Origin of the sequence: Photobacterium piscicola (assembly GCF_900166965.1) — a bacterium.
Lineage (GTDB): Bacteria > Pseudomonadota > Gammaproteobacteria > Enterobacterales > Vibrionaceae > Photobacterium > Photobacterium piscicola.
Map to the genome: position 1 here is coordinate 93642 of NZ_FUZI01000001.1, position 13099 is coordinate 106740.

Annotated in this window: 13 protein-coding genes and 3 tRNA genes; 12 read left to right on the forward strand and 4 right to left on the reverse strand. The window is 39.4% G+C overall.

All coding sequences use genetic code 11. The features are described 5' to 3' along the window. The first annotated feature begins 83 nt into the window (after positions 1–83). From CZ809_RS00415 to CZ809_RS00430, 4 genes are all read left to right on the forward strand, one after another. Positions 84–938 (forward strand): tagatose bisphosphate family class II aldolase, encoded by an 855-nt coding sequence (locus tag CZ809_RS00415; protein WP_045036245.1) that lies wholly within the window; start codon positions 84–86, stop codon positions 936–938. 191 nt (positions 939–1129) lie between these two features. Next, positions 1130–2110, forward strand: coding sequence for a sugar kinase (locus CZ809_RS00420; RefSeq protein WP_080155487.1), 981 nt, complete (start codon positions 1130–1132; stop codon positions 2108–2110). Continuing rightward, positions 2097–2741, forward strand: coding sequence for a bifunctional 4-hydroxy-2-oxoglutarate aldolase/2-dehydro-3-deoxy-phosphogluconate aldolase (locus CZ809_RS00425; protein ID WP_080155488.1), 645 nt, complete (start codon positions 2097–2099; stop codon positions 2739–2741). The genes CZ809_RS00420 and CZ809_RS00425 overlap by 14 nt, the downstream gene beginning before the upstream one ends. 9 nt (positions 2742–2750) lie before the next feature. Further along, the gene (locus tag CZ809_RS00430; protein WP_080155489.1) at positions 2751–3338 is read left to right on the forward strand and encodes a DJ-1/PfpI family protein; all 588 of its coding nucleotides are present in this window, start codon (positions 2751–2753) and stop codon (positions 3336–3338) included. 142 nt (positions 3339–3480) lie between these two features. On the opposite strand, the gene CZ809_RS00435 is transcribed toward CZ809_RS00430, so the two are convergent. Next, on the reverse strand, positions 3481–4164 hold the full coding sequence (locus CZ809_RS00435) for a type 1 glutamine amidotransferase domain-containing protein (RefSeq protein ID WP_080155490.1): 684 nt from the start codon (positions 4162–4164) through the stop codon (positions 3481–3483). A 268-nt stretch (positions 4165–4432) separates the two neighbouring features. Beyond that, the gene (locus CZ809_RS00440) at positions 4433–5155 is read right to left on the reverse strand and encodes a YebC/PmpR family DNA-binding transcriptional regulator (RefSeq protein ID WP_080155491.1); all 723 of its coding nucleotides are present in this window, start codon (positions 5153–5155) and stop codon (positions 4433–4435) included. 326 nt (positions 5156–5481) lie between these two features. Between CZ809_RS00440 and CZ809_RS00445 the strand changes: the two genes are divergently transcribed. From CZ809_RS00445 to CZ809_RS00460, 4 genes are all read left to right on the forward strand, one after another. Then, positions 5482–6210 carry an IclR family transcriptional regulator gene (locus tag CZ809_RS00445; protein ID WP_162841586.1) on the forward strand — a complete coding sequence of 243 codons (729 nt, stop codon included), beginning with the start codon at positions 5482–5484 and terminating at the stop codon, positions 6208–6210. Positions 6211–6251: 41 nt separating this feature from the next. Next, a complete protein-coding gene (locus CZ809_RS00450) occupies positions 6252–7238 on the forward strand; it encodes a formimidoylglutamase (protein ID WP_080155493.1) in 987 nt (328 codons plus the stop codon). Positions 7239–7403: 165 nt separating this feature from the next. After that, positions 7404–7494: transfer RNA gene (locus CZ809_RS00455), tRNA-Ser, on the forward strand. A 40-nt stretch (positions 7495–7534) separates the two neighbouring features. After that, positions 7535–7611 (forward strand) — tRNA-Asp (locus CZ809_RS00460). Between the two features lie 606 nt (positions 7612–8217). Here CZ809_RS00460 and CZ809_RS00465 read toward each other — a convergent pair. Continuing rightward, positions 8218–8838, reverse strand: coding sequence for a LysE family translocator (locus tag CZ809_RS00465; RefSeq protein ID WP_080155494.1), 621 nt, complete (start codon positions 8836–8838; stop codon positions 8218–8220). A 341-nt stretch (positions 8839–9179) separates the two neighbouring features. On the opposite strand from CZ809_RS00465, the gene CZ809_RS00470 reads away from it, so the two are divergent. Beyond that, positions 9180–9818: a deoxynucleoside kinase gene (locus tag CZ809_RS00470; RefSeq protein WP_158258924.1), complete on the forward strand. Its 639-nt coding sequence runs from the start codon at positions 9180–9182 to the stop codon at positions 9816–9818. Positions 9819–9885: 67 nt separating this feature from the next. Here the strand turns inward: CZ809_RS00470 and CZ809_RS00475 are convergent, their stop codons facing one another. Then, positions 9886–10920, reverse strand: coding sequence for an ABC transporter substrate-binding protein (locus tag CZ809_RS00475; RefSeq protein ID WP_080155496.1), 1035 nt, complete (start codon positions 10918–10920; stop codon positions 9886–9888). 188 nt (positions 10921–11108) lie between these two features. Here CZ809_RS00475 and CZ809_RS00480 point away from each other — a divergent pair, with 188 nt between their 5' ends. The 3 genes from CZ809_RS00480 to CZ809_RS00490 all read left to right on the forward strand — a co-directional run bounded on the left by CZ809_RS00480 (position 11109) and on the right by CZ809_RS00490 (position 13095). Further along, the gene (locus CZ809_RS00480) at positions 11109–12389 is read left to right on the forward strand and encodes an NAD(P)/FAD-dependent oxidoreductase (protein WP_080155497.1); all 1281 of its coding nucleotides are present in this window, start codon (positions 11109–11111) and stop codon (positions 12387–12389) included. A 104-nt stretch (positions 12390–12493) separates the two neighbouring features. Continuing rightward, the gene (locus CZ809_RS00485; RefSeq protein ID WP_080155498.1) at positions 12494–12841 is read left to right on the forward strand and encodes a RidA family protein; all 348 of its coding nucleotides are present in this window, start codon (positions 12494–12496) and stop codon (positions 12839–12841) included. Between the two features lie 163 nt (positions 12842–13004). Further along, positions 13005–13095: transfer RNA gene (locus CZ809_RS00490), tRNA-Ser, on the forward strand. Positions 13096–13099 lie beyond the last annotated feature (4 nt).

The following is a 13099-nucleotide window of genomic DNA, read 5'->3' on the forward strand; positions in this document are numbered from 1 at the left end:
GTTTATGTGATTCAGATCTTTTTATTTGTTTTTGTTTTCGAATATTATCTAAATCGAAAGTTAACGGAAGGTTTGGGGTTTTTATGTTTTTGGTTTCTTCGCGTGAAATGCTGTTGAAAGCGCAGCTAGGCGGTTATGCCGTTCCTGCTTTTAATATTCATAATCTTGAGACAATTCAAGTTGTACTTGAAACAGCGGCTGAGATGCGTTCTCCCGTTATTCTTGCTGGCACGCCTGGAACTTATTCTTACGCGGGCACTGATTATTTGGTGGGTATTTGTCTTAAAGCGGCAAATATTTATCAAACGCCAATTGCGCTACATATGGATCATCATGAGTCGTTCAGTGATATTCGTACTAAAGTAGAAGCAGGTATTAAATCAGCGATGATTGATGGTTCGCATCATAGCTTTGAAGGCAATATTGATCTCACCCGTAAAGTCGTGCAATTTTGTCATGGTTGGGATTGTTCTGTTGAAGCAGAGCTAGGTCGTTTAGGTGGCCAGGAAGATGATCTTATTGTTGAAGATAAAGATGCACTTTACACCGATCCTGATGCTGCGGTTGAATTTATTAATGCGACAGGCATTGATTCATTAGCGATTGCTATTGGTACTGCTCACGGTATGTATAAAGAGCAACCGCGATTAGATTTTGATCGTCTTGGCATTATTCGTAGTAAAACGGATACACCATTAGTGCTTCATGGCGCTTCAGGTGTGCCAGATGCTGATGTACGTCGTTGTATCGAACTCGGTATTACGAAGGTGAATGTTGCGACTGAACTTAAAATCGCCTTTGCTGATGCTGTAAAACAATACTTTATTGAGCACCCTGAAGCGAATGACCCACGTCATTATATTATTCCGGGTAAAGCAGCAATGAAGAAAATTATTCAAGATAAAATTCGCGTATGTGGTAGCGAAGGAAAAGCGTAATTAGCCACAGACTATAACCTCTCGCCAGGGATGACACAATGTAATGCCATTTCCCCCTTAAGCTGATCAGCTTTATTTGGCATTACATTTATAACTTTGAGTGATGATGTTTTTTGGCCATGATTGATTTTCATATCTCATCGTCATGGCCTTTTTTCTGATAGCGAATAATGGTTAATAGGTGAGGAAAAATGACATTTCCAACTTCAGCAATAAAGCGCAATATTGCCATTTTAGGTGAGTGCATGATTGAGCTGAGTGGTGCGCCTTTTGCAACTCAGCAACAAAGTTTCGGTGGCGATACGCTTAATACTGCGATTTATCTTTCTCGATTGCTTCCTCAAAGTTCCCCTAGTTATGTCACCGCATTAGGCATTGATAATTATAGTAACGCCATGATTGATGCATGGCAGCATGAAGGCATTGATTGCCGTTTTGTGATGCGTGAGCGCGATAAATTACCCGGCATGTACGCCATTGAAATTGATGCCGAAGGAGAGCGTAGCTTTCATTATTGGCGCAATGATTCCGCTGCACGCTATATGTGTGAACATGCTCAGTTTTCGCAGATTATGGCACAATTAAAAGACTATGATTTGATCTACCTCTCAGGGATCTCTTTGGCTATTTTGCCTGAACATGGCAAAATTAAGCTCGTTGAAGCCCTTGAAAAATTAAAAGCTTCAGGTTGTAAAATTGCGGTTGATTCAAATTATCGGCCACGATTATGGAATGGTGTGACCCATGCAAAAACATGGTTATCAGAATTGTATCGCTTGGCTGATATTGCGTTAGTTACCGCTGATGATGAAGATTTATTACGAGGCGAACTGGATACTCCCGCAGACATTATTGCTGATCGCTTGCACCGTTTAGGGGTTAGCCAAGTGGTGGTGAAGTTAGGCAGTAAAGGCGCGATGTGGTCACAAGCAGGTCAAAAAGGCTTGGTTGATGGTAATAAAATTGATGCTGTCATCGATACAACAGCCGCAGGGGATTCTTTTAATGCAGCTTATTTAGCGGCATGGGCCAAAGGTATGCCAATGATTGCTTGCTGTCAGTGGGGAAATAATCTTGCCGCTCAAGTAATTCAGTATCGCGGTGCCGTTATTCCTCTGCAATGTACCCAATATTTAACGGATTTAATGAGTAGTAATTATGATGACAAATGAATGGATTGATCGTTTGCGTGCATTGCGAGTTATGCCTGTCATTCAAATTGAACATGCAGCAGATGCTGTGCCTCTTGCTAAAATATTAGTTGAAAATGGTTTGCCTGCTGCTGAAATTACCTTTCGTACCGTAGCTGCCGCGGAATCTATTCGCTTAATTCGCACTGCTTATCCTGAGATAGTGTTATGTGCAGGCACTGTTTTAACGGTTGAACAAGTTAATGCAGCTATTGAGGCGGGGGCTGATTTTGTTATTAGCCCTGGGTTTAATCCAACCACGGTGAAATATTGCCTAGCCAATAATATCAAAATGATCCCTGGGGTGAATAATCCAAGCTTGGTTGAGCAAGCATTAGAATTAGGTGTGAGCGCACTGAAGTTCTTTCCTGCTGAAGCTTCTGGTGGTGTGAACATGCTTAAATCATTAGTTGGGCCTTATAGTCAGGTTCAGTTAATGCCAACGGGCGGTGTGACACCGCTTAATTTGGGTGAGTATTTAGCTATTCCACAAGTAATCGCTTGTGGTGGAACATGGATTGCACCAACCAAGGCAATTACTAATCATGACTGGGAGCTGATTGCCGGTAATGTACGTGAAGTGTGTGCAATGATTGCTCAGCTGAAGGCATAGGGATTGATGATGGCAGAAGTAAAACACGTGGCAGTACTGCTTGCTGATGGTTTTGAAGAAGGCGAAGCGGTGGTTTTTATCGATATTATGCGCCGTTTGGATATTAAAGTGGATGTATTATCTTGCATGAAAACCACAGCGCTTAATACTTACTTTGAAACTAAAATCAGCGCCGATTATGTGTTAACAGATAAATTTGATAAGACTTATGATGCGGTTATGATGCCTGGTGGACCACAAGGAACTGATAATTTATCCGCTAACGCCAATGTTATTGCTTTTTTAAAGCGTCATATTGAAGCCAATAAGTATATTTGTGCATTATGCTCATCTGGCGCCAAAGTACTTGCTGCGCATCATTTATTACAAGGTCGTACATATACTACCGGTGATAAGTTGGCGGAAAAGTTTGATGATGGTGAGTTTATTAAACAGAAAGTGGTTGTTGATGGGCAGTTTATTACTGGGCGTGGTTTGGGGGTGAGTTTTGAATTTGCCTTTACAGTGGCACGTTATTTATTAGCTGATAACCATGAAAAAGTTGATTGGCAAGCAAACCATATTTATTTTGATCACTGGCCGTTAAATAACGCATAGTGCTATAGTGATAATTATAGAGAGAAAGTAGTAAGCCTAGTTAAGTTAAATAACTAGGCTTTTATATATTTAGCGGAAACTTTTTAAATAACCATCTGATAATAAATTTATTAAAGATAGGTTACAATTGAAGGGACATATATTAATGTGCTTTTAATTGACGAATTATCTCTACCGCAACAGCCTGTGCTGATGCTGGATTTTGGCCTGTGATAAGATTGCCATCGACCACAATATAGCTCTGCCAATCAGGGCCCTGGCTATAATGTGCCCCTTGGCCAGTTAACATATCTTCCAGCAAAAAAGGAACCACAGTACTTAATCCAACCGCGTCTTCTTCACTATTACTAAAACCTGTGACATTTTTACCCGCGATAAGTGGGCTGCCATCAGCATTTTTAGGTGCTTTTAATGCTGCGGGGCCATGACAAACAAGGCCTGTTGGTTTGTGGTGTTGATAACTTGATTCAATAATATGTTTTGATGCCGCATTTTGCGATAAATCCCATAATGGTCCATGTCCACCAGGATAAAATACAGCGTCATAATCAGTTGGATCGATAGTTGATAAGAGTAAGGTGTTGGCTAACTGTTTGATTGCATTTGAATCATTTTTAAATCGAATAACTGATTCTGTTTGCATCTCTGCGGTATCACTTTTGGGATCGATAGGCACTTGTCCACCTAAAGGCGAGGCAAGAGTCACTGTATCGCTATTATCTTTAAATAGATAAAAAGGGACGGTAAATTCATCTAACCATAGGCCTGTTTTTGCTGTGGTTGTACCTAAATTTTGATGAGATGTTAATACGATTAAGATATTCATATTAGTTTAAGCCCTCGTTTAATCATTGAGATTAAAAATACATAATTTAATGCCTGTATTAGTTATAGGCTTAAATAATGTGGCTCACAAGCGTAATAATTACTCTTTTTATCAATATTATATCTAAGGAAAAATAATAAATAATGGCTTGAACATTAGCATTATTATAATTGTAGTGCAGTCAATGTTTTTAATCGTAGATATTATTAAGGGGATAAACAAAAAGGCCACTAAAGTGACCTTTTTGTGAAGAAATGAAAGACTATAATTAGTCAGCCATTTCCGCATTGTGGTAAACGTTTTGTACGTCATCACAATCGTTTAGTGCATCAAGGAATTTTTCAAACATTGCAATGTCGTCACCAGCCAATTCAGTCATTGTCTGTGGTACGAAAGCAATTTCTTCTGAATCAATGATAACGTCAGCCATTGTTGCAGCAAGTGCGTTTTTCACTTTAAAGAATTCAGTATGTGGAGCGTAAACAGTGATCTCGCCATCTTCACAAGTGATGTCAGTAACGTCTACGTCTTCCATCATTAGATTTTCAAGAACAACTTCTTCGTCAGTACCTTTAAATTCAAACACAGCTTGGTGTTCAAACATGTGGCCAACAGTGCCTGGGCTACCGATTTTTGCATTGTTTTTAACGAATGCTTGACGAACGTCCATGAAAGTACGGTTGTTGTTGTCTGTTAGACAGTCAACGATAACCATGCAGTTGCCTGGGCCAAAACCTTCGTAACGTGCAGTTGAGTAATCTTCACCGCCGCCGCCTTTTGCTTTATCAATTGCTTTTTCAATAACGTGGCTTGGTACCTGATCTTTTTTCGCTTTTTCGATAAGACGACGAAGCGCTAGGTTACTATCAGGATCCGGACTACCGTTCTTAGCACAAACGTAGATCTCTTTACCATACTTTGAGTAAACCTTGATCTTAGCGCCTTGGGTTTTTGCCATAGACAATTTGCGTACTTCGAACTTTCTTCCCATGAGGAATCACTCTCTTTTACTGTTTTAAACGGTCAATTATGCAAATATTTTACCAGCACCCCTTTATTCTGGCTAGTTAGATCTGTATTTATGCTAAGTAAAGACGTTTTTTTTATTTTTACGTTGAAATATTAAACCAACTTAAAAAAGAGTAATCGGAATACTTATTTTTGGAGCTAAAGATTTCAAATATAGTTTAATTTCTCGTAAGGTAATAAAACAAAGCAAATAAATCCTATATTTTCTTACAATATAAGAATTCCTCTTGTTGTTCGCGCTATAATTGGTTACAAATAATCATCACACAAATTAGAGATAACTTACCTGTGACTCATTCACTAAGCGCTAATGAAAAATTGTTACAAGTGCTGGTTCATATTGCGGCGTCAAATGTACCGCTTCAAGCACAGCAACTCAGTACCGAAATGGAAATGCCGATAAGTAGTTTATATCGCTATTTAGCGTTGCTTCGTGATTGGAATTTAATTGAAGAGAATCATGGGCGTAATACTTATAGTGCGGGTCCTGCTGCGTTACAACTGCAACGTAATTTTGAAATGAATTCACCATTACCTGATGGTGTAAGACCGATTTTAAAACGATTACAGCAGCAAACTGGTGAGATGTCAGCGTATATGGTTGCCGTAGGTTTTAATGCACTCTGTGTTGATAGTATCGATAGCCCTTATGCGTTGCGTTGTAGTTATGAAAAAGGCCAAAGCCAGCCATTGATTCGTGGTGCATCAGCTAAAGTTATTTTGGCTTACTTACCGTTAGCTCGCCAATTAACGATTTTAGAGCATTATGATATTACCGAACAAACACAGATAGATACGTGGATTGCTGAATTAGATCTTATTAAACAAGATGGTTTTGCAATCAGTACATCCGAAATTGATGCGGGTGTTTCTGGTGTGAGTGCACCGGTATTTGTTGGTAATAAAGTTGTCGGTGCGGTTAGTGTTATGGCGCTAGCAGAGCGTATAAATAGCCGTAAAAATAAAATTGTAATGAGTGTATTACAAGCAGCAAGAGCATTACCACCACAACACTAGCCTGTGTTGTTTGTGCAATGAAAGAGAGGGAAGATTGGCGTATGTTAGTTGATCAATTAAAAAAGTTATTTAAAAATGAGCCTCAAAAACCGATGGCATACCATCGTAAACATACGCTCATCAGCCCTTATGTCCAGCAATACCAGCCCGGTATTATGCTTGTTGGTGTCATTTCTGATCTGAGTCTTGATTGGGGACGTGGCTTACAAGGCGCGAAAGAAGGTCCTGCAAGTATTCGACGGATATTGCCTTACACCCATGCTCAAACAAAATTACCTTTTTATGATGCGGGTGATATAGAACAAAACAATAATGATCATAGTTTTGCTGCCGTTAGCCAACGACAGCACCAATTATTATTGCGTTGCTTACGTGATGGTCATTTTCCTGTTGTGCTCGGTGGTGGGCATGAAATCTCTATTGCTAGTTATCAAGCACTGTCTGATTTCAGTACCGAAGTAAAATCAGCCCCCGTGATGATTACTGAAGATCAGCAACCACAATTGTTACCGCAACGAGTGGGCGTGATTAATTTTGATGCGCATTTTGAACTAAGACCATCATTATCGTTACGGGCGGGATCTGCGTTTCATGCTGCATGGTGTTATAGCAAAGAACAACAGCGCAGTTTTGATTTTCTTGGTCTTGGTATTTGTGATCATGCTAATTCACAAGCAATGTTTAAATTGGCAGAAGATCTCGGTTGTCAGTGGCTACTTGATAATCAAATGACGACGCGTAATAAAAAACATGTTCAAGCACAATTAGATAGCTTTATTGATAGTGTTGATTGTATTCAATTGAGTATCGATCTTGATGTATTTTCTTCCTCGATTGCTCCTGGTGCGAATATGACGCGTATGCATGGTGTTAGCTTATCAATGGTGGAGTGGGCAATTAAATATATTATGGCGAGTGGCAAAGTTAAAATTGTTGATATTGCAGAGTTGAATCCAGAATATGATTACGATAATCAGACTGCAAAATTGGCGACTAAACTGATTCAAACCATTGTTCATTTTGTTTAACGCATTTTTATATATGAGTAACAGCATGAAAATGATGATTTTATGATCATAAAGATGCTCTTTTGATGGCTTTGGTTGAATAGTAATACAAAAGTCATTAATTATAATGTTTTTATAAAAAAAGCCTTTACAGCCACCGTGATGATAGGTATTATTCGCGGCATTGGAGAGATGGCTGAGCGGTTGAAAGCACTGGTCTTGAAAACCAGCATACGTTTATAGCGTATCTAGGGTTCAAATCCCTATCTCTCCGCCACATTCTAGAAATTTGATTTAATCGAGTTTCATACAGAATTGGAGCGGTAGTTCAGTTGGTTAGAATACCGGCCTGTCACGCCGGGGGTCGCGGGTTCGAGTCCCGTCCGCTCCGCCAACACAACGAATCCTCGTCAGAAATGACGGGGATTTTTTGCATCTGGAGTTTCAAAATCTAGATAATAAATGTTAGATGCGATAAATGACGGCATAAGTGTCAATATCGGCCTGTCACGCTGGGGGGCGCGCTGATTTTCGGAATGGCAAGTCCCGTCCGCTCCGCCAACACAACGAATCCTCGTCAGAAATGTGAGGATTTTTTGCATCTGGAGTTTCAAAATCTAGATAATAAATGTTAGATGCGATAAATGACGGCATAAGTGTTAATATCGGCCTGTCACGCTGGGGGGCGCGCTGATTTTCGGAATGGCAAGTTCACGTCCGCTTCACAACACAACGAATCCTCGTCAGAAATGTGAGGATTTTTTGCATCTGTTCTATGCTAAATAATTGTGGGTTATTACCCGTGATCTATTCGTCACGTGTTTGAGCATTAAAGACGGCAGTGAATATACGTTAAAACTCAACAAAAACAGTCACTTTACGACGCGCGGGCAGTAGATTCCCTATCTCGTTCGTAACCTCACTGTAGGGAATGACGGGTGGTTGTTCGTCACCTCGCTGTCGAGAATGACATAAGGTTAGTTAGTCGTGAATCAAACAACTACTTATTCACCGCTAAATACGCGCCTGCCGCGATCATAATGCTACCCGCTGTTTTATTTAACCGTTGCTGTGCGATGGGTGTCTTAATCACTTTAGCTAATCGTGAAGCGCCATAAGCAACTAACATAATGGCTGACATCAAGGCAATGGATGACAAAACAGAAATTAGAATGATATCAGTGCTGTTTAAACGGGTTAAATCAATAAACGTCGGTAAAAAAGACACATAGAACAAAATAACTTTTGGATTAGAGGCTGAAATCAAAAAGCCATGACCAAAACTGGCTAAAGGTGCTTGCTGTGGCTGTTGCTCAGTATCTGATTGTTGGTTTTGTGATAAAGCCGTCAACATTTTATAGCCGAGGTAAATTAAATAACCTGCGCCTAAATAACGAATAATCACAAACACTTCTGACCAATTGTCAGCGATAGTCGCTAAACCAAAGCAGGCTAATTGTAAATAAAGCAGGTCACTTGCTACCATCCCTAATGCCATCATGATGCATTGACGAGGACCTTCGACCATTGCTTTGGCGAGAATAGCAAATACACCAGGCCCGGGAGTAATAGCAAAAATAAAAATAGCAAAAAAGAAGGCAATTGCAGCTTCTAGTGACATCATATCATCCTTGTAAATGCGCTTTTTTCGAATGCTATCATGCAAACAATGTTTTGCCTTTAAATTTTTACACATTAATAGTTACAATGAAAAACATAATTAAGTCATTGTGTTTATTATTTTTTATTTATTTGAAAATGCTGTGCTACGATAATAATTCTTATTTTTAATCTCATCATTATTATTAAAATGCTGTTTTTTGCTTTTTTAATAGCCAAACAACACATAAAACATGGTTTTTTGGGGCGATTAGTTTCAGAATGTCGAGCTTATTGCATTAGCAAATCTTAAGAGTATCACTGCGTGGTTCTCTGTCTATAAGTCTTCAGAGGGAAAAGTTCTTGGATAAGCCTAAAATTATATGTGTAGAAGGTAATATTGGTGCTGGTAAATCGACCTTACTCCCTCAATTAGCTGTCGCCTTAAATGCAACTGCCATTTTAGAACCAGTAGATTCTGATCCTGAATTTCAACATTTATTAGGTGAATTTACTTGTGATCCATTTAACGTCGAGGCTCGCAGTAATTTTCAGTGCTACATCACGGCTCAACGTGCTGAACTTTTGAATAATTTGAATCCTCAAGGTGTCTATATTATTGAGCGTTCTTTACTTAGTGATTTAGTCTTTACTCATGCTTGTATTGCTAATTACAACAGCACGGCTGAAGATATTGCTAAGCATATGGCGTGCTATCAGCATTTGATCAGTCAAATCAATCAATACCCAACCATTGATTATTGTATTTATTTAAAAACCGATCCTGAAGTGGCTTATAGCCGTATGCGTCAGCGTGGACGTGCAGAGGAAATGGGATTAGATATTGGTTATATTAGTGATATTGATGCATTTCATGATGCTGTATTACCACAAGCATGTCGTAAGATGGGAACGACGTTAATTCATATTGATTGGAATACACCACTTGCTGTTGCTGATCTATTACCACAATTGAATGCTGCTGGTTTAGATATGAACTAATGTCACTGAGTAGTGATATAACACTAGAGAGGCTACAGTTAACTATTAACTGTAGCCTTTTTTGTGATTAGCTTTTTAGCATCTGCCAATATTTTTGGTAAATATTAACAGCGTCACCTACATCATCAGTGAACTCACCGTGGTCAACTTGTGCGTCAGTTGGGAAAATCATCGGGTCATTTTGTAATTCAGTCGGTAAAAACTGTTTGGCTTGTTTATTTGGGGCAGGGAAGCCTAGCTCTTCAACAATTTTTGCCTGATTTTCAGGACGCATAAAGAAGTCGATAAATTTAAATGCGAGATCTTTATGCTCACTACCTTTAGGGACGATAAAGTTATCCATCCATAAAATAGCGCCTTCGGTTGGATAAACAAATTTAAGCTCTGGCATTTCTTTTTGTGCCATAAAAGCATTACCGTTCCATTGCATTCCTACCATTGCTTCCCCGGTAACATAAGGAACATGAGGAGCATCAGAATTATAAACGACAACGTTTGAGCGTAATTGACGTAATTTCTCGTAAGCTTGCTTAATTTCTGCTTCATTGGTGCTATTAATACTATGACCTTGTGCCCGCAGTGCCATACCGAACACATCTCGAACATCATCAAGTAACATCACTTGTTGTTTGAAATTGGTGTTCCATAAATCTTTCCAGCTCGTTACCTGATCGGATGTGATTACTTCTGCATTGTAGCTAATCCCCGTGACACCCCATACATAAGGTAAAGAGTAATCATTGTTGGGATCAAATGGTTGTTTCATTAGACCAGAATAGATGTCATTTAAGTGATGCATTTTGCTTTTATCTATTTTTGCAAGCATGCCTTCACGGGCCATTTTTTCAATAAAATACGTTGAAGCAAATGCAACATCATAGCCTTTACTATCAAGTAGCTTGAGCTTGGTATACATCGATTCATTATTATCAAACGTAGAGTAATTGACGGTGACATCATATTCTTTTTCAAAGGCTTTGATTACATCTGTTGGCATATACTCAGCCCAGTTGTAAACGTTAAGCACATCATTTGCTGCCGAAACATTAAATGCTGAAAGTGCGAATGCTAGTGTGGTCACCCCTTTGAATATTTTCTTCATGTTATTAATTCCTAATTGACCAGGTAAGTCAGATCTGAGCGCGGATATTAGACAGAAGTTTGTTTGTGTCAAAAACAATCAAGCTAAATTATGAACTAAGTCACAGTAATAAATTGCTTGTGAAGCATCAAGACTCGTGACATTATCCGCGCGATTTTTAACCTGTATTTTTTTTGTGGGCAATTGGAATGTCAATCAACAGTCAATATATCGATAGTTACTACCAAGCAACCGTTAATGCGTTACCTGAACAACCCCTACTAGATCAAGCAATTGAAGCTGATGTATGTATTATTGGTGGTGGTATGACAGGATTAAACGCCGCGATTGAATTACGTCAGAAAGGATTCTCTGTTGTGGTGCTTGAATCACAACGCTTAGCATGGGGAGGGTCTGGGCGTAATGGAGGTCAGTGTTTAGTGGGTTATTGCCTAGGGTTACGTGAAGTTGATGAAACATACGGACCTGAGTGGGGTAAACAACTGTGGGATCTCTCTTGTGAAGCGGTTGATATTGCTCGTGATCGCATCGAGAAATTTAATATTGATTGTGATTTTCAACAGGGTTATATCGAACTGGCGTTGAAGAAAAGCCAAGAAACAGAACTAAAATCTTGGTATGACTTAAAACAGAGCCGTTATGATTATCCAAGTGCTAGCTGGTGGGACAAAGATAAAGTCAATCAAGTGGCACACACTGAGCGTTATTTAGGTGGCTTATATGATTCAAACAGTGCTCACATGCACCCATTGAATTACACCTTAGGTTTAGCACAAGCAGCGTTAAGCTTAGGTGCGACTATTTTTGAGAATACGCCAGCAATAAAATTGGACAAAGGCAATCCGCATATTATCCATACGCCAAAAGGTCAGGTTAAAGCCAAACAAGTTTTATTAGCTTGTAATGCGTATCTTGAAGGATTACATCGTAAAGCACAAAGCGTTGTACTGCCTGTTGTATCTTACATTGGTGTGACAGAGCAATTGGGCGATCGTCAACCTATCAGTAATATGATGGCAATGTCAGATTTAAATAACAGCCTTGATTATTACCGCCCAACACCGGATGGTCGTATTTTGTTTGGTGGTGTCAATCATCCATTCAACGGCGAGTACAGTGATTCAAGTGAGCGTTTACGCCAGCGCATGATTACTGTTTTTCCACAACTTGCTGACGTGAAGATGGAATACCATTGGGGCGGATTGTTTGCAGTTACTCGTTCTTATATGCCGCAAATCGATCATCTAGGCAATGATATCTATGTTGCTCATGGCTATACCGGTCACGGTGTAGGATTAACTAATATTGCAGGTAAGGTTGTTGCTGAAGCAATGGCAGGTACTGCTGAGCGCTTTGATGTGTTCGCTAAAATTAAACATGGTTGGATTCCAACCCCTGAAGTTTTACGCAAACCGGCACTAGCAATGGCTATCTGGAAAGCACGATTAGAAGACTCACTGGGTAAATGATTAAAATTTAGTTGCAATAAAATACAAAAAAGTAAGTTTATTTGCTATCTTGGTGCGGTTAATAGTGAATTATTTGCTTATTTAAACCAATCAGAGAGAGTCTTATGATCGAGCGTCAAGAAACAAAAGCCCGTATGAGTCGTGTTGTTAAGCACAATGGTACTATTTATCTTTGTGGTCAGGTTTGTGCTGATGCAACTAAAGACATTACCGAGCAGACACAGACGATGCTTGATAAAGTTGAAGTGTTGCTTGAACAAGCGGGCAGTGATAAAGAGCATATGTTATCAGCGACTATTTATATTAAAGATATGAGTTTGTTCGCTGAGATGAATGCGGTGTGGGACAATTGGGTACCTGCCGGCTATGCTCCTGCTCGTGCATGTGTTGAAGCAAGCATGGCACGTGATGTTTTATTAGTTGAAATCTCTGTGATTGCAGCTGAAAAATAAAATCATACCGAGTTATATTTATTAAGGTCGACAGTGTGTCGACCTTTTTTTATGTGTAAATAAATGATAAAGAGCCATTTTAGTATAAAAAACATTCGGTTGATCTTTTAAATTAAACTTTAGCTTTACACCATTCATTAACCTCGTTATCATGCGCGGCATTGGAGAGATGGCTGAGCGGTTGAAAGCACTGGTCTTGAAAACCAGCATACGTTTATAGCGTATCTAGGGTTCAAATCCCTATCTCTCCGCCATATT